The sequence below is a fragment of the Glycomyces tenuis DSM 44171 genome, from assembly GCF_000427885.1.
In the GTDB taxonomy this organism is placed as follows: Bacteria; Actinomycetota; Actinomycetes; order Mycobacteriales; family Micromonosporaceae; genus Glycomyces; species Glycomyces tenuis.
In genome coordinates this window covers 98,775-121,796 of the sequence record NZ_ATYW01000004.1, presented here as the reverse complement: position 1 = coordinate 121,796, position 23,022 = coordinate 98,775, and the positions used below count along the sequence as shown (strand labels likewise).

20 protein-coding genes are annotated in these 23,022 nt (G+C 71.5%); 11 read left to right on the top strand and 9 right to left on the bottom strand.

Annotated features, from left to right (window positions below):
- Nucleotides 1-115: 115 nt before the first annotated feature.
- The gene (locus YWW_RS28925; RefSeq protein WP_051325501.1) at nt 116-1,411 is read left to right on the top strand and encodes an MFS transporter; all 1,296 of its coding nucleotides are present in this window, start codon (nt 116-118) and stop codon (nt 1,409-1,411) included.
- Between the two features lie 453 nt (nt 1,412-1,864).
- On the opposite strand, the gene YWW_RS0107675 is transcribed toward YWW_RS28925, so the two are convergent.
- From YWW_RS0107675 to YWW_RS0107655, 5 genes are read right to left on the bottom strand one after another with little or no spacing between them, the layout of a single operon-like run.
- On the bottom strand, nt 1,865-3,091 hold the full coding sequence (locus YWW_RS0107675; RefSeq protein WP_026929674.1) for an ROK family transcriptional regulator: 1,227 nt from the start codon (nt 3,089-3,091) through the stop codon (nt 1,865-1,867).
- Nucleotides 3,092-3,115: 24 nt separating this feature from the next.
- On the bottom strand, nt 3,116-5,764 hold the full coding sequence (locus tag YWW_RS0107670) for a beta-galactosidase (RefSeq protein ID WP_211228476.1): 2,649 nt from the start codon (nt 5,762-5,764) through the stop codon (nt 3,116-3,118).
- The gene (locus YWW_RS0107665; protein ID WP_026929672.1) at nt 5,761-6,702 is read right to left on the bottom strand and encodes a carbohydrate ABC transporter permease; all 942 of its coding nucleotides are present in this window, start codon (nt 6,700-6,702) and stop codon (nt 5,761-5,763) included. Before YWW_RS0107665 ends, YWW_RS0107670 begins: the two co-directional genes overlap by 4 nt.
- Nucleotides 6,702-7,673, bottom strand: coding sequence for a carbohydrate ABC transporter permease (locus tag YWW_RS0107660; RefSeq protein ID WP_081687267.1), 972 nt, complete (start codon nt 7,671-7,673; stop codon nt 6,702-6,704). Before YWW_RS0107660 ends, YWW_RS0107665 begins: the two co-directional genes overlap by 1 nt.
- Before the next feature lie 9 nt (nt 7,674-7,682).
- Nucleotides 7,683-8,954 carry an ABC transporter substrate-binding protein gene (locus YWW_RS0107655; RefSeq protein WP_211228475.1) on the bottom strand — a complete coding sequence of 424 codons (1,272 nt, stop codon included), beginning with the start codon at nt 8,952-8,954 and terminating at the stop codon, nt 7,683-7,685.
- Nucleotides 8,955-9,256: 302 nt separating this feature from the next.
- Between YWW_RS0107655 and YWW_RS0107650 the strand changes: the two genes are divergently transcribed.
- Both YWW_RS0107650 and YWW_RS0107645 read left to right on the top strand, forming a co-directional pair.
- Nucleotides 9,257-10,417: an alpha/beta hydrolase family protein gene (locus YWW_RS0107650; protein WP_051325500.1), complete on the top strand. Its 1,161-nt coding sequence runs from the start codon at nt 9,257-9,259 to the stop codon at nt 10,415-10,417.
- 101 nt (nt 10,418-10,518) lie between these two features.
- Entirely contained in the window at nt 10,519-11,532 is a 1,014-nt protein-coding gene (locus YWW_RS0107645; RefSeq protein ID WP_026929668.1) for a LacI family DNA-binding transcriptional regulator, read from the top strand.
- A 63-nt stretch (nt 11,533-11,595) separates the two neighbouring features.
- On the opposite strand, the gene YWW_RS38215 is transcribed toward YWW_RS0107645, so the two are convergent.
- A complete protein-coding gene (locus YWW_RS38215; RefSeq protein WP_081687299.1) occupies nt 11,596-11,814 on the bottom strand; it encodes an RICIN domain-containing protein in 219 nt (72 codons plus the stop codon).
- A gap of 302 nt (nt 11,815-12,116) precedes the next feature.
- Between YWW_RS38215 and YWW_RS0107640 the strand changes: the two genes are divergently transcribed.
- The 4 genes from YWW_RS0107640 (at nt 12,117) to YWW_RS0107625 (ending at nt 16,496) form a co-directional block, all read left to right on the top strand.
- Entirely contained in the window at nt 12,117-13,373 is a 1,257-nt protein-coding gene (locus tag YWW_RS0107640) for an ABC transporter substrate-binding protein (protein ID WP_026929667.1), read from the top strand.
- A 65-nt stretch (nt 13,374-13,438) separates the two neighbouring features.
- A complete protein-coding gene (locus YWW_RS0107635; RefSeq protein WP_026929666.1) occupies nt 13,439-14,389 on the top strand; it encodes a carbohydrate ABC transporter permease in 951 nt (316 codons plus the stop codon).
- Nucleotides 14,386-15,240 carry a carbohydrate ABC transporter permease gene (locus tag YWW_RS0107630; protein WP_035696430.1) on the top strand — a complete coding sequence of 285 codons (855 nt, stop codon included), beginning with the start codon at nt 14,386-14,388 and terminating at the stop codon, nt 15,238-15,240. Before YWW_RS0107635 ends, YWW_RS0107630 begins: the two co-directional genes overlap by 4 nt.
- The gene (locus YWW_RS0107625; protein WP_026929664.1) at nt 15,237-16,496 is read left to right on the top strand and encodes a family 1 glycosylhydrolase; all 1,260 of its coding nucleotides are present in this window, start codon (nt 15,237-15,239) and stop codon (nt 16,494-16,496) included. The genes YWW_RS0107630 and YWW_RS0107625 overlap by 4 nt, the downstream gene beginning before the upstream one ends.
- A gap of 13 nt (nt 16,497-16,509) precedes the next feature.
- Here the strand turns inward: YWW_RS0107625 and YWW_RS0107620 are convergent, their stop codons facing one another.
- Nucleotides 16,510-17,088, bottom strand: a complete 579-nt coding sequence (locus YWW_RS0107620) for a TetR/AcrR family transcriptional regulator (RefSeq protein WP_026929663.1) — start codon at nt 17,086-17,088, stop codon at nt 16,510-16,512.
- Nucleotides 17,089-17,197: 109 nt separating this feature from the next.
- On the opposite strand from YWW_RS0107620, the gene YWW_RS0107615 reads away from it, so the two are divergent.
- A complete protein-coding gene (locus tag YWW_RS0107615; protein ID WP_026929662.1) occupies nt 17,198-18,121 on the top strand; it encodes an oxidoreductase in 924 nt (307 codons plus the stop codon).
- A gap of 63 nt (nt 18,122-18,184) precedes the next feature.
- Entirely contained in the window at nt 18,185-18,628 is a 444-nt protein-coding gene (locus YWW_RS0107610; protein WP_026929661.1) for a universal stress protein, read from the top strand.
- 12 nt (nt 18,629-18,640) lie between these two features.
- Here the strand turns inward: YWW_RS0107610 and YWW_RS0107605 are convergent, their stop codons facing one another.
- Both YWW_RS0107605 and YWW_RS0107600 read right to left on the bottom strand, forming a co-directional pair.
- Entirely contained in the window at nt 18,641-19,873 is a 1,233-nt protein-coding gene (locus YWW_RS0107605; protein ID WP_026929660.1) for an NAD(P)/FAD-dependent oxidoreductase, read from the bottom strand.
- A 75-nt stretch (nt 19,874-19,948) separates the two neighbouring features.
- Nucleotides 19,949-20,299: a DoxX family protein gene (locus YWW_RS0107600; protein ID WP_026929659.1), complete on the bottom strand. Its 351-nt coding sequence runs from the start codon at nt 20,297-20,299 to the stop codon at nt 19,949-19,951.
- An 89-nt stretch (nt 20,300-20,388) separates the two neighbouring features.
- On the opposite strand from YWW_RS0107600, the gene YWW_RS0107595 reads away from it, so the two are divergent.
- Together YWW_RS0107595 and YWW_RS33860 are read left to right on the top strand one after the other, a co-directional pair.
- The gene (locus YWW_RS0107595; RefSeq protein ID WP_026929658.1) at nt 20,389-21,282 is read left to right on the top strand and encodes a LysR family transcriptional regulator; all 894 of its coding nucleotides are present in this window, start codon (nt 20,389-20,391) and stop codon (nt 21,280-21,282) included.
- 53 nt (nt 21,283-21,335) lie between these two features.
- Entirely contained in the window at nt 21,336-23,018 is a 1,683-nt protein-coding gene (locus tag YWW_RS33860) for a serine hydrolase domain-containing protein (RefSeq protein ID WP_026929657.1), read from the top strand.
- Nucleotides 23,019-23,022: the final 4 nt, after the last annotated feature.

Below are 23,022 nucleotides of genomic sequence, written 5' to 3'. Positions count from 1 at the left end.
CCGCTACGTCGGATCGCGTAGGCGACGCGCCGGTGAGGCCGATCTGAGGCCGCGTCGGGTTTCCATGGGTCTCGCGGCCGCCCGAGGAGGCGCCGCGCAGAGCGAGGGGAGACGCATGGCCGAGCGGACGGCGAGGTTCCGCGACGTGTTCGCCGTGGGCGAGTTCCGGATCCTGTGGATCGCTCAGCTGCAGTCTCGGATCGGCGACCAGTTCGCGCGCGTGGCGCTGGCGCTGCTGGTGTTCGACCGGACCTCCTCCCCCGCGCTCTCCGCGCTGGTGTACGCGATGACGTTCCTGCCGCCGCTGGTGACCGCCCCGCTGCTGGCCGGTCTGGCCGACCGGTACTCGCGGCGCGCCGTCATGGTCGTCGTCGACCTGCTGCGCGCGGTCCTGCTCGCGGTGATGGCGATCCCCGCGCTCCCGCTGCCGGTGGTGGCGGCCCTGGTGATCGCGGTGACCTGTCCGCAGCCGCTGTTCTCGGCCGCCCGCACCTCCACCCTCCCCAGGGTGCTTCCCGACGAGCGCTACCCGGTCGGCGTGAGCATCATGAGCTCCACCGACGGGATCGCGCAGATCCTCGGGTTCACCCTCGGCGGCGTGGTCGTGGGCGCCTCGGGCAGCCCGCATCTGGCGCTGGCGATCAACGCGGGCACGTTCGTGCTGTCGGCCGCGCTGCTGCACTGGGGCATCGGCCCGCACCGGCCCGAACGGAGTCCCACCGGCGAGGCCGGCCCGCGCGCGGGCCGGTTCGCTCTGGCGGGGATCTCGCTGGTGGCCGCCGATCGGCGGCTCATGGGTCTGGCCTCGCTGATCTGGCTGTACGGCTGCTTCGTCGTCCCCGAAGCGCTCGCGGCGCCGTACGCCGAGCAGATCGGGGCCGACCAGGCCGCCGTGGGGACGCTGATGGCCGCCGACGTGGTCGGCACCGTGATCGGCGCGGTCCTCGTGGCGCGGCTCGGACCGACGTTGCGCGGACGGTTGAACGTGCCGCTGGCGGTGGCGACCGGCCTGCCGCTGCTCGCCACCGTGACCGGGCCGAGCCTGGCGGTGACGGTCGTGCTGTGGTCGCTGTCGGGTCTGCTGTCGAGCTACATGGTGCTCTCCCAGGTGATGTTCACGCAGTCGGTGCCCGATCACCTGCGCGCCCGGGCCATCGGCTTCGCCGCCGCCGGACTGCAGACCGCCCAGGGCCTGGGGATGGCCCTGGCGGGCGGGCTGGCCGAAGTGGTGCGGCCGTCGACAGCGATCGCGGCATGCGGCGTGGCGGGCTCACTGGGGGCGATCGCCATCGCATTCGCGTTCCGCCTCAACGGGACTGAATCGAACCGTCCCGACCGGGCCCCGGCTCCGGCCGAGGAACGGGCGGGGAGCGAGTCGCCGGAGCCTCAAGGCTCTGGAGCGGCTCCATGAACCAGTGGAACGGGTGCAGAGAGGAGACAGCCATGGGACGCGACCGTGACATGCGGTGCCCGAACGAGTGGTAGACGGGCGAGCCGCCTTGTGCCCGGCCGGTCACGACCCGACCGGCCGGGGGCACAGGGCCACCGGGCGTCCACGAACACCTGTGTCCGCCGATGAGCTCGAAGGACGAGAGGAGGGATGAACGATGTCGAGAGACCGTGATCTTCGCGCGCAGCGCGACTGCAGTTGGCAATGACGCGACTGGAACCAGTGACATTCGCGCTCACCGCGCGGTGAGCCGACGACGATGACGAAGGAGGGTGAACGATGCTGAGAGACCGCGATCTTCGCGCACGGCGCGACTGCGACTGGAACTAGCGGTATTCGCGCTGACTTCGCGGGTGCCGACGACGATGACGGACGCCGGGGCGCGGCCCGCCGCAGAGCGGCGCGCCCGGCGTCCTACAGCGCCGTCGGCACCCGCGAAGTCAACAGTCCCATGTCGCCGAGGAACCGTTCGAGCGCGATGGTGGCGATGCCGGTGGCGACCGGGTTGCCTCGGACCGTTGAGACCTCGATCGCGAGCTCGGCCGCCGCATCGCCGGGCGCCTCCTCGACCACCCGGCGCCGCACGGCGGGCACGAGGTGGTCGCCCAGCGCCCACACCGTCCACCCGGTGAGCGTGATCATCTCGGGGTCGACGATCGCGACGAGGTCGGCGATCGCGGCCCCCAGGTACCGCGCGGTGCGTTCGAGCGTCTCGGTCACGGCGGGGTCGGGCGAGGGCCGCGCGAGCGCGGAGGCCAGGGCCCCGATGAACTCGCGCTGCATGGGTTCGGACGCGAGCGGGTGCTCGGGCGCGATCCCGGCGAGGGTGCGCTGGATGCCCGCGGCGCCGACGTACGCCTCGACACAGCCGGCCCGCCCGCACCGGCACCGGCGCCCGTCGAGCGCGAGGAGGCTGTGGCCCCATTCGCCGGCGAAGTTCCTCGCGCCGCGCAGGATCGCCCCTTCGAGGACGATGCCCGCGCCCACGCCGGTGCCGAGGTTGAGCGTGATCATGCTGGAGTGCCGCCGCCCCTCGCCGGACCACAGCTCGGCCGTCGCGATCGCCTTGAGCGGGTTGTCGACGACCACCGGCAGGCCGATCCGCTCGCGCAGCCGGTCGAGGTGGCGCCAGGCAGCGTTCGGCACGACCACGGACACCTCCGCCGGGCGCTGCGTCCCGCCGGGGAGCGAGACGCCGACGCCCAGGACGTCGTCGCGCGCCGCGCCCGCGCGCTCGAGCGCGTCCTCGAGGGCGCGGGCGAGGCGGGCGACGACGTAGTCGGCCTCGCCGTGGTGCTCGTCCACGGCGACTTCGGCGGAGGCGAGCTCGTCGAGCGCCGCGTCGAACACGACCGCGCGGATGTACGTCTCGGCGACGTCGATGCCGACGATGCGGCCGCGGTCGCCGTTGAGGCGCAGGGTGGTCGTCGGCCGCCCGACGCGCCCGTTCGTGAGCCCGGCCTCGGTGACGATGCCGCCGGAGAGCAGGTCGCTGACGACGGTCGCGACGGTCGCGGTGCTCAGGCCCGTCGCGCGCGCCAGCTCGCCCCGGCTCGCCGCTCCGGCCGACAGCAGCGCGTGCATGACGTCGAGCCTGGACTCGCTGCGGATGTCGCGAGAGGTACGCCTGGTGACGGCCATGTGGGCTCCTGGTTCGCTACGTGCTCATTCCGGTGTGGCGGCCGCGGTCACGCGCGCGAGGCGCGGGCGGTCGCCGCCGGCGGTCCCGCGGACCAGCAGCCGGACCCTTCCCGCGTTCCACGCGGCCGGGATCCACAGCCGACCGGGGTCGCCGCCGGTGAACCGCGGGCGGACCGCGTCGTCCAACCAGACGCGTCCCAGCAGTTCTCCCGCGGCGAAGGCGCTGACGCGCAGCTGCGCGCCCTCGAACCTGAGGGAGCGGCCTCCTGGCGGCACCGCGAGCTCGAACCAGGCCTCCTCGCCCGGTTCGAGTTCGAGCGGCAGTCCGGTCTCCCGGCCGCCGTCTCGTACGGCGCTGTCCCGTATGGCGCCGTCTTGTCCGGTGTGGTCGCGTCCGGCGAGCTCGAGGAGGGCGTCGTCGGACTGCGGCTCGACCTGCCATTCTCGCACGGGCGCAAGGCGGAGCAGCTCCGCCCCGCCGACCGAGCCGGGCCAGTGGGGCAGCGTGACCGCCAGTTCCCCGCCTTCGCCGGGGGCCAGGTGCAGCCACGGCTCGTCGGGGCCGACGGCGCGGGCCCGGCCGTCGACCTCGACGTCGCACGGCGCCGCGAGTCCTTTCAGGTGCAGCGCATGGTGGCTGGAGCCGTCCACCGGCAGCGCGCGCCGGTACGTCACCGGGCGGCCGATCCTGGTGCTGCTCCAGCCGCCGAGCGGGCGCGTCGGTGCCGGTTCCCCGGCCCACTGCTCCCCGCCGTCGACCGTCCAGAGCGCGCCGACGTCCTCGCTCGCGGTCACCGACCACACGCGGCCGAGGCCGCGCAGCGAGCCGATCGCGAGGCCGGGCAGGCGCGCGTCGTCGAAGTTGGCGTGCCCCCACGTCTCCACAGTGGCCTCGATCCCGGTCGCAGCGCCGACCGGGACGCGGACGGTCGCCCCGAAGGGCGCGAGGCTCGGCAGGGCGCGCCCGTCGAGCGCGAGGTCGACGATGTCGCCGGCCCCTTCGATCAGGAGTTCCCCGACGCCGTCGAGCGACGCGGCGTAGTGGGTGCGTCCGCGGTGGACGCCGACGGCCTCGGACGCGGGCGGGAACTCGTGCGCTTCGGTGCGGCCCGAACGGGTCTCGAGGTCGAGGCGGACCGCGCCGGTGAGAACCGTCGGCTCCTCCTCGGCCGTGGCGACGGCGCCCGCGGGCGCGCCGGGCGGCGCCGGCACGTCCTCGGGATGGCGGACGACGACGTCCCATGCGTCGTCGCCGGATCGCACCGTCGACCGCGCGGGCGCGCCGGGGGCGGGCGCCGGGAGCTCGGCGAGCCTGACGCCGTCGCCGCCTTCGAGCGCGACGGTGCTGCGCGCGCGGGAGGCCAGTTCGAGCCCGCCCGGGCCCGCGCCCACGAGGTCGGCCGAGGCGAGGCGCAGCGTGCCCGGCAGGCCGAAGCGCTCGAGCGGCAGGTCGCGGACGATGAGCGGGCACGAGAAGGGCGGCAGTTCGACGACCACGTCGGGCAGGCCGTCCGCGGCGCCGATCGTCGCCTCGCCGGGCTCTGAGCCCAGGTTCGGGACGCCGGTGACGGTGCCGCCGCCGTCGAGGACCAGCTGGGAGGGGGAGGCGCTGCTCGGGACGGTCACGTGCGCGACCTCGCCCGCGGCCCGCGCCGTGCCCTTCGCGAGGGCCGGTCCGAGGGTGCGGGTGAACGCCGTCAGGACGCGGGCCTCGGCCGCCTCGGGGCGCGCCTCGCCCACAGGGGACAGATAGCCGTTGAAGTCGTAGTCGTGGGTCATGAAGCCGCCGGGGTCGCCCCAGTTGCCGACCGACGGCGTGTATCCGAAGTCGAAGCCCGAGGCCTGGAGGTAGGGGGCGAGCACCGTCGCCCCGCTGACCAGCAGGCGGCGCAGCGTCGTGTGGCGCCGGTTGGTCTCGGTCACCAGCAGCGGCTCGCCGCGCGCGGCCGCCAGCGCCGCGTACCGGCGGACCTCGGCCTCGACGAACGGGGAGCGGTCGTCGGGGTAGAAGTTGAACGCGGGCGTCACGCCGTCGACGCCGCCGCTCGCGCCGACGAGGTCGCCCTGGCCGGCGCAGGCGACGAGCGGCACCTCGACGCCGTGATCGAGCGCCATGTCGCGCAGCGCGGTGATGTAGGCGGCGCGGTCGGCGGTGTCGAAGAAGTCGAGCTCGTTCTCGAGCTGGACGGCGATGACACCGCCGCCGCGGCCCCGCTGGCGTTCGGCGATGATCGGCATGGCCCGGTCGAACCAGCCGCGCACGTGCGCGAGGAAGCGCGGCTCCGCCTGCCGCAGCCGCAGCCCCTCCTCGAGCCCGAGCCACGCGGGCAGCGCTCCGCCGTCCCATTCGGAGCAGATGTACGGCCCCGGCCTGGCGATCACCGCCAGGCCGGCCTCGTGCGCGAGGTCGAGGAACGCGCCGACGTCGCGCCGCCCTTCGAAGTCCCACACGCCCGGCGCGGTCTCGTGGAAGTTCCACGGCAGGTAGACGTCGATCGCGTGGTAGCCGGTGGCGCGGACCTGCGCGAGCCGCGCCTCCCAGACCTCGCGCGGGAGCCGGAAGTAGAACAGCGACGCGCACAGGAGCGCCTCCTCGCGTCCGTCGAGCGCGAACCCCGAGGGCCCGAGCTCGACCGAGCCGCGTCGAACAGCCGTAGTGGACAGATCAGTCACTTGACACCAGCGCTTCCGCCTTGGAGGTTCATCTCGTACAGGTATTTCTGACCCAGGTAGTAGATCGCGATCATCGGCAGGGTCAGGATGATCGAGCCGACCATGACGAGGTTCCACGGCGGGAGCTGCATGGCGTTGCTCGTGGACGTCATGTACTGGAGCCCGAGCGCGAGCGGCATGGACTCCTCGGAGTTGAGGTAGATGAGCGGGCCCATGAAGTCGCCCCAGGCGAACGTGAGCGTGAAGATCGCGATCGCCGTCAGGATCGGCCACATCATCGGCAGGATGATGCGGCGGTAGACGCCGAAGTAGCCGAGCCCGTCCACCTGCGCCGCCTCGTCGAGCTCGCTGGGGAGCCGGGAGACGAACTGGCGCACCAGGAACACGTTGAACGCGTTGGAGAAGAAGTTCGGCACGATGAGCGGCAGGTAGGTGTTCACCCATCCGAGCTCCTTGAACAGCAGGAACTGCGGGATCATCGTGATCTGGGCGGGGATCATCATCGTGGCGAGCACGATCATGAACATGACGCCCTTGCCGGGGGCCCGCAGCCGCGCGAAGGCGTAGCCGACGAGCGAGGACGACAGCACCTGGCCCACCGCGGACAGCGTCGCGATGAGGACCGAGTTGAGGACGAAGCGCCCCACCGGCAGGCCGGTCGCGGTGAAGACGTCGGCGAAGTTCGACCACTCGAACTCGCCGGGGATGATCGTGAACGCGTTCTCCGCGCTGGTCTGGTCGCTCGCCAGGGAGATCGAGACCATGAGCACGAACGGCACGAACAGCAGTGCCGAGACGACGATGAGCACCGCGTAGGTGGCGGGCGAGGCCTTGAAGGCCGAGAGCGTCCGCTTGGCGGCGTCGCCGTCGTCGCGGCGGCCCTTGCGGTCCGCCTCGGCCGCCGGGCCGGGCGCGGCCGCCTGCGGGGCGATGGCCATCAGCGCACCTCCGTCTCGTAGAAGACCCACTTGCGGGCCGTGCGGAAGGCGATCACGGTGAACACCAGGATGACGATGAACAGCAGCCACGCGATCGCCGAGGCGTAACCGAAGTGGTAGAAGGAGAACGCCTCCTGGAACAGCAGCGTCACCATCATCTGGCTGGCGTTGTCCGGGCCGCCGACGTTGTTGTTCGGGGCGAGGATGTAGACCTGCGAGAAGATCTGGAACGCCCCGATGAGCCCCATGATCAGGTTGAAGAAGATGATCGGCGTGATCTGGGGAAAGGTGACCGACCAGAACTGGCGCCAGGCGCCGGCGCCGTCGATCTCGGCGGCCTCGTAGAGCTCGCGCGGGATGCCGTTCATGGCCGACAGCAGGAGCACCGTCGCGGCCCCGGCGCCCCACACGGACAGGACGATCAGCGCGGGCTTGATCCACGTGGCGGAGAGGAGCCATTCGGGCCCGTCGAGGCCGAACAGCCCGAGCAGGTCGTTGAGCGGGCCCGACGGCGCGAGGACCATCTTGAAGACCATCGCCGTCGCGACGAGCGGGACGAGCGTGGGCAGGTAGATGAGCGTGCGGAACAGTTTGCGCCCGCGGACCCGCTTGTTGAGCAGGTTCGCCAGCCACACGCCGACGATCAGCCCGAGCGGGACGGAGATCAGCGCGTAGTAGAAGGTGTTCCACAGCGACTTCCAGAAGACGGGGTCCTCGGTGAGCGCTCGGGTGTAGTTGTCCAGCCCGACCCACTGGGGCGGGGTGAAGGAGTCCCATTCGGTCAGCGAGATGTAGACGGAGGCGACCATGGGGCCGAGCAGGAACCCGACGAATCCGATCAGCCACGGCGAGATGAAGAGCCAGAAGTAGAAGGCCTCCTTCCTGCCGCGTCTGCTCAGTCTGGTGCGGCGCCTCCCGGCGCGGCGCGGCTCGCGCGCCGCGCCGGGGGCTTCGTCGACGACGTTCGACATCGGATCGGCCTACTGGATGATCGACTCGAGCTGCGTCTGGATCTCGTCGAGTTCGGCCTGGGCGTCGCCGCCCTCGTTCCAGAACTCGCCGAGGTTGTCGTCGAAGGTCGCCTGCATCTCGTTCCACTCGGGGATGAACGGGGCCCGGAAGATGAACTCGGACGACTCGCCGAACGCGCCCATGTTGAGGCCCTCGGGGGCCCATTCGGGCTGGAGGAAGGCGTCGGACTGCTGGACTTCGAGGTTGGCCGGCACGTCCTGGGCGTTGTCGATGATGATCTCCTGCGCCGGGGCGTCGGTCAGGAAGTCGATCGCCTCGAAGGCCTGCTCGGGGTTCTCGGCGTCGCGCGTGACGGCGAGGCCGGAGCCGAAGGCGGACACGGCCTGCTGCTCGCCGCCCCACATCGGGGCGATGCCCCAGTTGACGTCGGACTCGATCAGGCCGCCGATCGCCCAGAAGCCGGTGGTGTTCATCGCGACCTTGCCCGCAGCGAAGGCGGGATCGCCGCCCATGTCGGGGCCCATGTCCGCGTATTCGGCGGCGGTCGGGACGACGTGGTGCACGTGGGTCAGGTCGTTGGCCCACTGGAGCGCCTCGACGACCTCGGGCGAGTTGACGGTCGGACGGCCGGAGTCGTCGACGATCTGCCCGCCGTTCTGGTAGGCGAAGCTCCACCACTGCGCCCACCAGCCCGCGCCGCCGTAGCCCCACTGCTCGCCGGGGATGGTGAGCCGCTCCATGGCGGCCTGCGCGTCCTCCTGGGTCCATTCGGCCGTGGGGTACTCGACGCCCGCGGCGTCGAACAGGTCCTTGTTGTAGTAGACGATCATCGCTCCGGAGCGGTCGGGGATCGCGTAGGTCTGGTCCTCATAGGAGTAGAGGTCGCCGACGGGGCCGAAGCGCTGCTCGAGGTCGAGGCCGGAGGATTCGACGTACTCGTCGAGGGGCACGAGCTGGTTCTTGGACGAGTAGGAGTTGACGTTCTCGGCCACCTGCATGATGTCCGGGCCGTCGCCGCCGGCGATCATCGTCTGGACCTTCTGCTCGTACTGGTCCGAGGGGATGAGCTGGAGGTCGATCTTGATGTCGGGGTTCTCGGCCTCGAGCAGGTCGACGCGCTCCTGGTAGGTCTGCTTGTCGACGTCGCCGCCCCATACCACCATCGTGAGGGTGCCGTCGTCGCCCGAGTCGCCGGAGCCGCACGCCGTCAGCGCGGCCATGCTGAGCACCGCCGTCAGGGCCGTCCCGGCGCCCGCGCGCCACCGAATTCTGTCCACCATGTCTTCCGCCTCTCTGCGGTCGCGCGTCGGCGGGAGCCGACGCCGGGGGTTAAGACGACATTAAATCTAACCCATAGATAAATGGTTGAATAGATGCGGCGCGAGAGAATTTCGGCAGCGTACCGGTGGGAGCGCGCCCCCTCTCGCCCGCGCGGCGGCCGGGAGCTTCGCGCCGAGGCGGCCCCTCCGCTCAGGCGCCCCGTATCGGCCCCGGCCGGGCGCGGCCCTCGTCCTGGGAGGGCTCCCCGCACCGCCGCACTAGGATCGAGCGAACATCCCCCTGCGACCCCCGAGGACCCACTGTGACGACAACGGTTGAAACCGACGCCCCGACACCCCCGAAGAAGCGCCGCCGGTGGCTGCGCCGGTCCCTCATCGCCGTCGGCGTGGTCCTCGTGCTGGCGCTCGGCGCGCTCGGCGGCGCCGGCTGGTACTTCTCCGGCGAGGTCATCAACGTCGACCACGGGCCCAGCGAATACCCGCTCACCGTCGAGGCCGTCGACGCGGAGACCGTGACGCTCCCCCGCGAGGACGACACCGAGAAGCCCGGCACCTGGGGCCTGTCCTGGGAGGACGGACAGGCCGTGATCGGCGACGTCGTCGCCACCGATGAGGAGACCGTCACCCGCTCGATCGAGGAGGTGCTGTTCGGCGAGCTCGCCGCGGGCGCCGCCGTCCGCGTCGACACCTGGGCCTACCGCGGCGACCCCGCCACCGCGCTCGGGCTCGAGTACGAGACCGTCGACATCCCCACCGGGCTCGGCGACATGCCCGCCTGGCACCTCCCCGGCGAGGAGGGCACCTGGGTCATCACCGTCCACGGCCGCAACGCCTCCCCGGCCGAGACGCTCCGCGGCGTCGAGGTCTACAACCGGCTCGGCTACCCCGTCCTCGCCGTCACCCACCGCAACGACGAGGGCGCGCCCGAGGCGCCGAACGGCGGGCTCCACAGCCTCGGCGAGTACGAGAGCGAGGACATCGTCGACGCCGTCCGGTACGCGCTCGAGAACGGCGCGGACGACGTCGTCCTGCACGGCTGGTCCATGGGCGGCGCGATCGTCTCCACCGCCGCCCGCGAGCTCGCCGACACCGACGCGATCAGAGGACTGGTCCTCGACTCGCCGGTCATGGACTGGAACTCGACGCTCGACATGCAGGCCGACGCCCGCGACGTCATCGCCCCGATCACCTGGGCCGCCAAGCGGATCGTCGAGCTCCGCGCCGACATCGACCTCGACGGGCTGGACCAGCGGAACTTCGCCGACGAGTTCGACATGCCCGTGCTCCTGTTCGTCGACACCGCCGACGAGACGGTCGACCACACCGCGACACTGGACTTCGCCGAGCTCCTCCCGCCCGAGCGGGCCACGGTCGTCACCACCGCCTCGGGCCACACCGCCTCCTGGAACGAGGACCCGGCCGCCTACGCCGCGGCCCTGGAGGGCTACCTGGCCGCCCTGTGACGCCCGGTGGCGCTTCGGTCCCGGGCCGGTTCGCCGCCGCCGTTCGACGGGGCCGAGGCGCTCGCCACCGTTGTACGATCGTGAGGAATCCAGGAGGTGTCATGGCGGCGACCCTGCACGATGTCGCGAACCTTGCGGGCGTGTCGTTCAAAACGGTCTCGAACGTCGTCAACGGCTATCCGCACATCCGCCCGGCCACCCGCGAGAAAGTCGAGCGCGCGATCGCCGAGCTCGGGTACAAGCCGAACCTCAGCGCGCGCAGCCTGCGCTCGGGCCGCACCGGCGCGATCGCCCTCGCCGTGCCCGAGCTGAACCTGAGCTACTTCGCCGAGCTCGCCGGCTTCGTCATCGCCGCCGCCGAGCGGTCCGAGCTGGTCACGCTCGTCGAGCAGACCGGCGGCGACCGCGAACGCGAACTGGCGCTGCTCCAGAGCCCCCGGCTGCGGATGACCGACGGGCTCATCCTCGACCCCCTAGGGATGAAGCAGGAGGACGCCGCGGCGCTGGACGTCTCGTTCCCGCTGGTGCTGCTGGGCGAGCGGACCTTCGACTGGCCGTGCGACCACGTCACCATGCGCAACCTCGACGCGGCCCGCGCGGGAACGGAGTACCTCATCGAATCGGGACGCCGCCGCATCGCGGTCATCGGTGAGAACGAGGACGAGGTGATCGGCTCGGCCAGGCTGCGGCTCCGCGGCTACCGCGAGGCGCTCGAGGCGCACGGCATCGCCTACGACGAGCGGCTCGTGGCCCGGGCGACCCTGTGGCACCGCGCCGACGGCGCGCGGGCGATGCACGAGCTGCTCGAGCGGGGCGCGGAGTTCGACGCGGTCTTCGGGTTCAACGACACGCTGGCGCTCGGCGCGATGCGCGTGCTCCAGGAGGCCGGGCTCCGCGTGCCCGAGGACGTGGCGGTGCTCGGCTTCGACGACCTGGACGAGGCCGCCTATTCGATCCCGTCCTTGACCACCATCGATCCGGGTCGCGAGTGGATCGCGCGCACGGCGGTCGAGACGCTGCTCGAGCGCATCGGCCGCGGTGGATCGGCGCTTCCGCCGCGCACGAAGCTGGCGGACTTCGGCATCGTCGAGCGGGAGTCCGCGCCGCGCGCGTGACCGCGAGGCGACCGAGCGGGGCGGGCTCCCCCCCTCCCGGCCCCGTCTCCTGGATGCCCTCCTTCACCGGCCGCCACTGCCGGCAGGGGAGGCCGTTGGACGGCCATTGCCGGGCGACGGCCCGTCCGCGGTCGAGCAGGCGTCGATTTCAAGCGCCTTCCCGCTGTTGAGGTTGATCAGGGGGACGGCGCCTCCGGCGGGCTCGATCGTCCACCGCCGCGGCGCGTGGCCGGTGTCGCCCCACTGCCCTGCGGCCGCTCCGTCGGCGGTGAGGGCGCCCAGTGCCTCCGAGGATTCGGGGCCTCAAGCGGGTCGTTCCCGTGGAGTCGGGGTCGGGTGGTGTAAACTCGCTTGTACAACGTTGTAAAATGTGATGCGGCTCATCGCAGACCGAGCTCGTGGCGATAGTCGAGACCAGAGGTCACGAAACAGAGAAGATCCGAGGGGGCGCGCCACGCGGCATTGACAGCGGACGCGCGCATGGGTAGCTTACTGGAAATTACAACGTTGTAGAACGGTATTACCGGGGACAACGTCGAATCAAGCGCAGACAGCGCAGTCTCGCACTGAGGGAGAACTCGGATATGACACGCATGCGAACCCTGCTGGGCGCCGGAGCCGCGGCGCTCACGCTCATCGGGGCCGGCTGTTCAGGCGGCGGCGACGACGGCGGACCCGTCGAACTCACGTTCTGGCACGGATACACCGAAGCCGACGGCGACGTGCTGGAGGAGATCGTCGACGACTTCAACGCCTCGCAGAACGACATCACGATCTCCACCGAGGTGAAGACCTGGGACAGTATCGACGACACACTGCTGACGGCACTGTCCGCCGGCGAGGGGCCGAACATCGTCGCGATGCCCGCCGAGCGGCTGCCGGTGTACGCCTCGAAGGGCGCGTTCGCGCCATTGGACGACTTCTACGCCGACGAGAGCAGCAACACCGCGAATCTGAACCCCAACGCAGTCGCCATGGAAGAGATCGATGGCGAGAAGTACGGCGTGCCCAGCGGGTTCGTGCCATTGGCGGTCTACTACAACACCGCGCTCTTCGAAGAGGCCGGCATCGGCGAGTTCCCGCGGACGTGGGACGAGTGGGTCCAGGCGGCCGAGCAGCTCACCGTCGACGAAGACGGCGACGGCACACCCGAGCAGTACGGCATCGCCCTGCCCGACCACGCGACCGTCGCCAACGGCCTGTGGCCCTCGCTGTTCTACGGCAACGGAGGCGGCATCGTCGAGGACGGCGAAGCCGTGGTCGACTCGCAGGAGAACGCCGAGACGCTCGAATTCTGGCGCTCGGCGATCGTCGGCGACAGGATCTCGCCGACGGGCCTCGACGGCATCGGCTCCGACGAGCTGTTCAGCGGCGGCAAGGCCGCGATGACCGTCGGCGGGCCGTGGATGGCCTCGATCGCCACCGAGAACGACATCGACTACGCGATCGCGCCGCTCCCCGCCGGGCCCGCGGAGCAGGCGGCCTCGGCGATCGGCATCTCCATGGCGACGACCGTCGACTCCAGCGACGCCGAACTGGCCGCGGCCGAGGAGTTCTTCGCCTTCTTCCTCAACGAGGAGAACTCCGTGAAATGGTCGCTCGGCTCCGGATGGCCGCCGCTGCGGACCGACATCCCCGCCGAGGCGGTCGCGGAGAACCCGGTGGTGGCGTCGCTCACCGAGATGTCGGACCTCGGGCGGCCGCTGCTGCCCGGCGTCGTCAACAGCGTCGACGTGCTCACGGCCGTCGACGAGCTCACGCAGAAGGCGATCGCCGGCGAGGACGTCGACACCCTGCTCGGTGAGGCCCAGACCGAGATCCAGGACGCGCTCGACGACTAGCGCCGAACAGCGGACGGGGGCGCCCTGCCCGGGCGTCCCCGTTCCATGAAGGTTGAGAGGAAGCAATGAGTCTTCACCATCCGCCGACTCGCCGGTACCGCCCGCCGGCGCCGCTGGGCGGGCGGCGCCGCGCCGCGGGCGGCCGGCCGCTCCGAAACGCCAAGGCCGCCGCGTTCCTGGCCCCCGCGCTGATCATCCTCGGCCTGTTCGTCATATGGCCGATGCTCTCGGCCCTCCGCCTGTCGTTCACCGACGCCAGCGGGTTCGGCCGGGAGGAGTGGATCGGCCTGGAGAACTACATCGAGGTCTTCACCGACCCCGACATCCTGAACGCGGTCGGCAACACGCTCCTGTACACCGTGCTGTTCACGCCGACCGCGGTCGCCGCGGCGCTCGGGCTGGCGCTGCTCCTCAACAGCCCGCACATGCCGTTCCGCTCGTTCTTCCGCACGGCGCTGTTCATACCGTTCGTCATCTCGTTCGCCGTGGCCGCCTTCGCGTGGAGCTACCTCATCGATCCGCAGGTGGGCCTGCTGAACTACTGGCTCCGCGGCGCCGGGATCGAGCTGGGCAACGTGCTGGAGGACCCGACGCTGGCGATGCCGGCCGTCGCGTTCGTCGCGGTGTGGAAGCTGTTCGGGTTCTACTTCGTGATCTTCCTGGCGGGGCTGCAGGACATCCCGTCCTCGCTCTACGAGGCCGCGCGGGTCGACGGGGCCCGCGCGTGGTCGCGGTTCCGGCACATCACGCTGCCGCTGCTGTCGAACACGATGGCCTTCGTGCTCGTCTTCGCGATGATCGCCGCGCTCCAGGCCTTCGACCAGATCTACGTGATGACCGGCGGCGGCCCCTACGGCAATACGCAGACGGTGGTGATGGAGATCTACGAGTCCGGTTTCAGGAAGCTCGACGTCGGCTTCGCCTCCGCCTTGTCCTATGTGCTGCTCATCGCCACGCTGCTGCTGAGCCTCGTCCAATTCGTGTTCTTCGGCCGCAGGGAGAAGGAGCTGTCATGAGCGCCCTCGCCACATCGCGGAGGAGACTCCGCGACATCACGCCGGGCACGGTGATCGCGACGCTCGCGCTCGTCGTCGTCAGCGCCGTCGTGCTCCTGCCCATCGCGATCATCGTGTTCACGGCGTTCAAACCGGTCGCGGAGGTCAACGCCTTCCCGCCGAGCCTGCTGCCCGGGACGTGGACGCTGGACAACCTCCAGCAGATCACCTCCGAGCTGCCGTTCTTCAGGCTCATCGCCAACAGCTTCGTCTTCGCGGGCGGCGTGACCGCGTGCGCGCTCGTCTTCGACTCGCTCGCGGCCTACGCCCTGGCGCGCATCGACTTCACGGGCCGGCGGTTCCTGCTCATCACCATCATCGCGACGCTGATGATCCCGTTCCAGGCCACGTTGATCCCGCTCTACCAGCTGGTCTCCGACCTGGGGTGGGTGAACACGTACGCGGCGCTCATCGTGCCCCGCGCGGCCGACGCGTTCGGGATCTTCTTCCTGCGCCAGTTCTTCCTCTCGCTCCCACGCGACCTCGACGCCGCGGCCCGCATGGACGGCGCCTCCGAGTTCCGCGTGTTCCGGTCCGTCGTGCTGCCGAACGCCATGCCCGCGCTGCTGACGCTCGGGCTCTTCACCTTCGTGAACAACTGGAACGACCTGCTGTGGCCGCTGGTGTTCACCACCGACTCGGAGATGGGCACGATCACCTCCGGGCTGACGCTGCTGACCGGCCCGGGCGGCATCGTGCCGCACGGGGTGATGATGGCCGGCTCGCTCATCGCGATCCTCCCCCTCGTCATCGCGTTCCTCTTCGTGCAGCGCCGATTCATCGAGAACATCGCGACGACGGGACTCAAATGACCGGTTCACACCATTGGCACAAGGACGGTCTCCTGCACTTCGCCGTCGGCGTCGAGGACACCTTCGTGCCCCAAGGAGGGCCGGGCGAGCGGCCGATCGACGAGTACGAGCTCACCGAGCACTACGAACGGTGGCACTCCGACCTGGCGCTGGCGAAGGACGCCGGCGCGGAGCTCGTGCGCTGGGGCGTGCCCTGGTACCGGGTGCAGCCCGAACCGGACCGCTGGGACTGGGACTGGCTCGACCGCGTCATGGGCCGCTTCGCGGAGCTCGGCCTGCGCCCCATCGTCGACCTCATGCACTACGGCACGCCGCTGTGGCTGGAGCGCCAGTTCGCGCACCCCGACTACCCGGCGCTGGTCGCCGAGTACTCGGCGCGCGTCGCCGAACGCTACGCCCCGTACGGGATCACCGATTACACGCCGGTCAACGAACCGATGATCCACGCCCAGTTCGCCGGGGAGTACGCGTACTGGCCGCCGTACCTGTCCGGTCCGGACGGCCTCAGCTCGATCGTGTCGCAGCTGGCGCGCGGCTTCGTGCTCTCGCAGCGCGCCATGCGGGACGTGCTCGGCGAGCAGGCGGTCTTCGTGCACGTCGACGCGGGCATGCGCTATGTCGGCGACATCGACGCCCCCGAGCACCGCGAGCTCGCCGCGCGGCTGAAGGAGCAGGTCTTCCTCGTGGAGGACCTCGTCACCGGCCGCGTCGACGAGGCCCACCCGCTCGCGCCGTTCCTGCGCGGGCACGGATGGGGCGACGAGGACCTGGCATGGTTCCGACAGGCGCCGGTGCGGCCGGACGTGGTCGGCGTCAACTACTACCCGCTCCACTCGACCGAGGTGTTCGAGGCCGGCGTCTTCCACTCGGGCGGCTTCCCCGATCCGCGCCCGTTCCAGGACGACGGCACCGCGGGTCTGACCGAGCTGCTGCGGACGGCGGCGGAGCGGTACGGGGCCCCGGTCATGGTCACCGAGACCTGCGTGACCGATTCGGTCAAGGCGCGCATCGACTGGCTCGACGAGTCGGTCGCGGCGGTGCGGGGCCTGCGCGAGTCCGGAGTGGACGTCGTCGGGTACACCTGGTGGCCCCTGTTCGACATGTACGAGTGGACGTTCCGGCATTCGCGGCTGCCGCGCGAGGCGCACCGCCTGACGATGGGGCTGTGGGAGCTCAAGGAGGGCGAAGGCGGACTCGCGCGGGTCCGGACGGCGGTCGCCGACCGCTTCCGCCACCACGCCGCCGGCGGACGGTGACCGCCCGGGGCGTTCAGACCCGTTCGGCGCCGCGGGGCGCGGCGCGGAAGCCGTCGATCATCAGGGTGAACCAGCGGTCCCGCACCCGTTGGGGCTGGTCGATCGGGACGGTGGCGAAGAACAGGTAGAAGTCGTCGATGGTGAGGTCGGACCGCAGGTCTCCGGCGGCCTTGCCGGTCTCGATGAGGCGCTCCATGGCGCGGACGCCGCGGTGGCGGTCGCCGGCCTTCTCGTAGTCGGTGCCCAGGGCCCGCGCCGCGGCCTTGACGGCCTTGTTGCTCGCGCCGGTCTCCATGACCATGCGCGCGAAGGTGATCAGTTCGTCGAGCGCGCGGGAGCCGGCGTCGATGCGGTCGGCGGCGGCCTCGGCTTCGCGGGTCATCTCCTCCAGATGGGCCTCGAGCACGGCCTGGACCAGCTCGGTCTTGGTGGGGAAATGCCGGTAGAGGGTGCCGACGGCCACGCCCGCGTCCTCGGCGACGGCCTCCATGGGGACCTCAGGGCCGCGGGCGATGATCTGCCGGTTGGCGGCCTCCAGGATGCGGGCGCGGTTGCGGGCGGCGTCGGCGCGCATCGGCCTGGCTTCGGGCATCGGGTCTCCTTTCGATCACATCATAGGCCTCCACGCCTTGCACTAAGGTGAATTATGATTCACTATTATGGTGAAGCCAGGTTCATCATACGTCTCGACAGGAGCCGCCATGAGCAGCAAATGGACCACCGCCGACATACCCGACCAGGCCGGACGCACGTTCATCGTCACCGGCGCCACCAGCGGCCTCGGCCTGGAGACCACGCGGGCACTCGCCCGCAAGGGCGCGCACGTGGTCATGGCCGTCCGCGACGAGGCCAGAGGCCGCGCCGCCGCGGCCGCGATCACCGAGGAGCGGCCCGGCGCGGACCTGGAGGTCCGCCGTCTCGACCTGGCCGACCTCGAGACGGTCGAGTCCTTCGCCGCCGATTTCACCGGCCGCGTCGACGTCCTGGTCAACAACGCCGGGATCATGGCCCCGCCGCACTCGCTGAGCCCGCAGGGCCACGAGTCCCAGTTCGCCACCAACCACCTCGGGCACTTCGCGCTGACCGGGCTCCTGCTCGAGCGCGTCGAGCGGGGCCGCGAGCCGCGCGTGGTCACCGTCAGCTCCCTGGCGCACGGCCACGGGCGCATCCACTTCGACGACCTTGCCGGCGAGCGGCGCTACTCCCCGACCGCCTACTACGGCCAGTCGAAGTTCGCCAACATGCTGTTCGCACTCGAACTCGACCGGAGGCTCCGCGCGGCCGGCAGCCCGGTCCGCAGCCTCGTGGCCCATCCCGGTCTGGCGGCCACCAATCTCATCCAGAGCTTCAGCGCGCCGGTCCGCTTCATCTCGCGGCTGGTGGTCCCGCTGATCACGCAGTCGGCGGCGGACGGGGCGCTGCCACAGCTCTACGCCGCCACCGATCCGCGCGCCGAGAGCGGGCAGTACATCGGCCCCGACGGCAGGCGCGAGCACAAGGGCGCCCCGACCGTGGTCCGGCCGGTCGAGGCGGCGGGAGACCCCGACACGGCCCGGCGCCTGTGGGAGCTGTCCGAGAAGCTCACCGGGGTCCGCTTCCACCTTCCCGTCCCGACAAGGCCGTGAATCGGTGGCGGACCGCAGGGGCTGAGAGCAGACTTGGGCTCAGAGGCACGAGAGGGGACGGACATGTCGGATCGGGATCGAGGCCGGATCGTCGTCGGCGTGGACGGCTCGCCGTCGTCGACGAAGGCACTGCGGTGGGCGCTGCGGCAGGCGGCGGCGACGAATGCGCGCGTGTCGGCCGTGCAGGCGTGGCAGACTCCGGGCGTCTACGGCACCGTGATCACGCTCGTCCCCGGAGAGGAGCTCGCCGCGGCCGCCCGGGAGTCGCTGGACGCCGTTCTCGCCGCTGCCGACGCGGACGCCGACGCGCCGGACGTGGAGGTGGACCGCCGGGTCGTCGGCGGCCACCCGGCGAGGGTGCTGCTGGAGGAGGCCGAGGACGCGGACCTGCTGGTCGTCGGCAGCCGCGGGCACGGCGGCGTCGTGGGCTCGCTCATCGGCTCGGTGAGCCAGTACTGCATCAACCACGCGAGCTGCCCGGTGGTCGTCGTCCGCGACACCGAGTGAGGGGCGGCCCGCTCAGCCTCGGAACGCCTCGAGCTCTTCCTCGGGGACCCGGCGGCGGGAGCGGATGAGCTCCTCGACCTCTCCCATGCGGTCCCAGGTGTTGACGGCCATGGCGGCCTGGACCCGCCCTTCGGCGGTCCAGAAGGCGACGAACTCCAGCCGGTCGATCGAGCCGCTCACCACGGGCTCCGCGGCGGGATCGGCGACGAAGCCCAGGTACTCCATGCCGAGCTCGTACTGGTCGGTGAAGAAATAGGGCAGGCGGTCGTACGGCTCCTCCGAGCCGAGCATCGCCCTGGCCGCGTGCGGTCCGGTGTGGAGCGCGGTGTCCCAGTGCTCGACCCGGAGCGGGCGGTCGTAGTGCGGCGAGGGGACGCTCGCGACGTCGCCCGCGGCGAAGACGTCGGGGTCGCTCGTGCGCAGGGCGCCGTCGACGGCGATCCCGCCGCCGAGCTCCGCGCCGCGGAGCCGGAGCCCGGCCGCCGCGGCCAGCCCGAGGTTCGGCGCGGCTCCGACGGCGACGAGCACGAGGTCGGCCTCGACGGTGTCGCCCTCGGCGGTCCGGACGCCGGTGACGCGCCCGCCCGAGCCGGTGAAGCCGGTGACCTCGGCGTTTCGGCGCAGCTGGACGCCGCGATCGGCGTGCAGGCCCGCGAAGACCTCGCCCATGCGCGGTCCGAGGACGCTGAGCGGCCGCTCGCCGATGCCGAGGACGGTGACCTCCAGGCCGAGGCTGCGGGCGGAGGCGGCGACCTCCATGCCGATCCAGCCGTCGCCGACGATCGCCGCCTTGCCGCCGCCTTCGCGCGAGGCCGCCCGCAGTGATGCGGCGAGCAGGTCGGCGCCGTCGACGGTGCGCAGCGTCAGCACGCCTTGCAGGTCCGCTCCGGGCAGGCGCAGCGGGCGCGGCTCCGATCCGGTGGCGAGGAGCAGCTTCGCGTAGTCCACGGCGGTGCCGTCCGCGAGGCCGAGCCGGTGCGAGGCGGTGTCGAGGCCGACGACGGCCGAGCCGGTGCGCAGGTCGACGTCGTTGTCGCCGTACCAGGTCTCGTCCAGCGGGAACAGCGCCGTCCGCTCGGCCTCGCCGCGCAGGTAGTCCTTCGACAGCGGCGGGCGCTCGTAGGGCCGGTGCGGCTCGGCGGTGATCACCGCCAGGGCTCGGTCGTAGCCCTCTTCACGCAGCGTCTCGGCGGCGTGCGCGGCGGCGAGACCGCCGCCGACGATGACGAACGGTGCCTCGGCCATGAGCGTCCTCGCATCCGTGGTGCTTCGCAACGGTCAGGCTCCCATTGTCGCGCACCGGCCGCGCTTCGGCACGGCTTACTGGGCGGCGGTGAGGGCGAGCGTCGCGACCGCCAGCGCGAGGAACACGCCGGGAAACGGGATGTTGCCGAGGACGCGGGCCCGCAGATGGGCGATGATCGCCCCGACGAAGAACAGGACGAGGCCGAGCGCGGCGGCCACGCCGAGCGGGCGCAGCCCGAGCAGGCCCAGGGTGAGGCCGGCGGCGCCGGCGAGTTTGAGCACGCCGAGCCAGAAGAGCCAGGAGCGCGGGAGACCGAGCGCGTCCGAGTTGGCGACCACGGGATCGGCCTTCATGAAGTCGATGACGGCGGCCCACACGTTGGCCGCGATCGTGAGGACGGTGACAATGGCATAGGCGGCGAGCATCCGGTGCCCTCTCGTGTCGGCTGTGTTCGCCGCCAAGTCTTGTCGAGTTCTCCGAAGGCATCCAATACCTGTATGTATAACCTCTGGGAATGGATGTGGACACGCGGCTGCTCCGGTCGTTCGCCGCCGTCGCCCGGGAGGGCGGTCTGACGCGCGCGGCCGAGCGGCTCTTCATCTCCCAGCCCGCGCTCACCAAGCAGGTCAAGCAGTTGGAGCGGCTGCTCGGCGTCACGTTGTTCACCCGGTCGAAGGCCGGCATGGCGCTCACCGAACCGGGCCGGGCTCTGGCCGAGCGCACGCCGGAACTGCTGGAGAGCTGGGACGCGGCGGTGCGCGCCTGCGAGCTCGCCGGGCGCGCGGCGGCGCGGGTGCTCCGCGTCGGGTTCATCGCCAGCGCCGCCAACGAGGCCACACCGGACATCATCGCCGCGTTCAACCGCCTCCGTCCCGACTGGAGGGTCGACATGCGGCAGACCACCTGGTCCGAGCCGACGGCCGGGCTCGACACCGGGGAGGTGGACGTCGCGCTGCTACGCCTGCCCCTGCCCGGGCGGGAGCGGCTGCGGATCGCGGAGCTGTTCACCGAGCCGCGGTGGGTGGCGCTGGCCGAGGGCCATCCGCTGGCCGATCGCGAGGAGATCGCGTTCGCCGAGCTGTGGGACGAGCCGTTCGTGGCCGCTCCGGTCGAGACCGGGCCGTGGCGCGACTACTGGCTCGCGACCGACGAGCGCGACGGCCGCCCGCCTCGCATCGGCGCCGTCACCGAGCAGTCCGACGACTGGCTCAGCGCGATCGCCAACGGCTACGGGATCGCGCTCGCGCCGGAGTCGTCCCGACGCTTCTACTCGCGCCCCGGCGTGGTCTACCGGCCCGTCAGCGGCGTGAGCCCGAGCACGGTCGGCGTCGCCTGGACGCGGGCGGGCGACGACGACCCGGTCGTGCGGGATTTCGTGCGGTGCTGCGTCGAGTGCGCGCGCCGCTGAGGGCGTCCGTTCGTTTACATCAGGTTCACAGCCCGGTCCGTACGGTGCTCCCCATGAGACGAATCATCTCCATCGCCGCGGCGGCGCTGATGCTCACCGCCTGCGGCACCGAGCCCGCCGGATCCGACGAGACCGCCTACACCGAGGCGGCGGCCTGCGACGACGAACTGGTCGGCGCCCTGAGCCGTTGGGCCGAGGCCGGCTTCAGCGGCTCGATCGCGATCACCGGCGAGGAGGGCTTCGCCTGCGAGGCCGGCTTCGGCTTCGCCGACGCCGAGAACGAGGTCCCGAACACCGAGGAGACGGTGTTCGCCATCGGCTCGGTCAGCAAGTCGTTCACCGCCGCCGCCGTGCTCGACCTGGTCGACGCGGGCGCCTTGGCGCTCGACGACCGCGCGGGCGATCTCGTGCCCGGCCTCGGCGGCCCGGCCGCCGAGGCCACCGTGGAGCAGCTGCTGCTGCACACCAGCGGCCTGAGTGGCTCGCACGGCGACGACCACGTCCCGCTGGACCGGGACGCGGCGATCGCGGCCCTGAGCGAACTGGAGTCCTCGTTCGGGCCGGGCACCGGCTTCGGGTACTCCAACAGCGGATACACGCTGCTGGCGTTGATCATCGACGAGCTCTCGGGCAGCGGCTACCGGGAGTACATGGCCGCCGAGATCATGCGCCTGCCGGGATCGGACGGGCGGATCGGCGGCTTCTGGGACGGCGAGCCGGCGCCGCGGGGAGACAAGGCGGTCGGCCTGGTGGACGGGGCGCCCGCCGCCTCGCTCGGCGACTTCGCGGGGCCGTACTGGGCGATGGAGGGCAACGGGGATCTCGCGATGACCGCCTCCGAACTGGCCGCGTGGACGGCGGCCCTGTTCGAAGGGGAGGTCATCGCGCCCGAGGCGGTCGAGCTGCTCACCGGCACCGTCTTCGACCAAGGGGACGGCACCTCGGAGATCCCCGGCTGGGTCGCCCTCGACGAGACGGCCTACGGCGTCCCGGTCTACACGGTCGCCGGCGGAGGCGGGGACACCGGGCACAACGCGGTCGCCGTGTGGCTGCCGGAGACACGGCGATCGCTGGCGATCACCTCGAACACCTCGGAGATCACCGCCTCGGAGCTGCTCGACGCGATCGGCCCGGCACTGGCGGCCGGTGAGCCGCCGCCGGTCCCCGACACCGGTGTCGAGGTCGACCCCGCCGAGCTCGCGGCGGCCGAGGGGGCGTACGCCTTGGACTCGGGCTCGGTCTTCACCGTCACGGCCGCGGAGGACCGGCTCGAGGTCGCCGCGGACGGCGCGGACGCGATCGACGCGCTGTTCGTGCCGACCGGCGGTTTCACCGCCGAGGACGTCGAGCGGCACGAGGCGGCGGTCGCCGCGCTCCTGGCGGGCGGGACCGAGGCGGGCCGGGAGGAACGCGAGGTCCTGGAGTCCGAGCTGGGCCCCCTCGGCGAGATCACGACCGTGGGCACCGTGGTCGAGGAGGGCGAGCTGCGGACCTATGTGACGATCGAGGCCGACGAGACGACGCTCGCCTGGTACGCCGTCGACGAGCACGGCGGCGTCGCCGCGGTCCTGCTCGACCCCGGGCCTCCCGTGTTCACGCTGGTGCCGACGGGCGAGGGCGACTACCGGCAGGAACGCCTCGACGGCGCCGGACTCGGCGTGCGGGTGTCCTTCGACGGCGAGCTGATGACCGTCGCCGGCCCCGAAGGGGCCGTCGAGGCCGACCGGTCCTCCTGAGCGG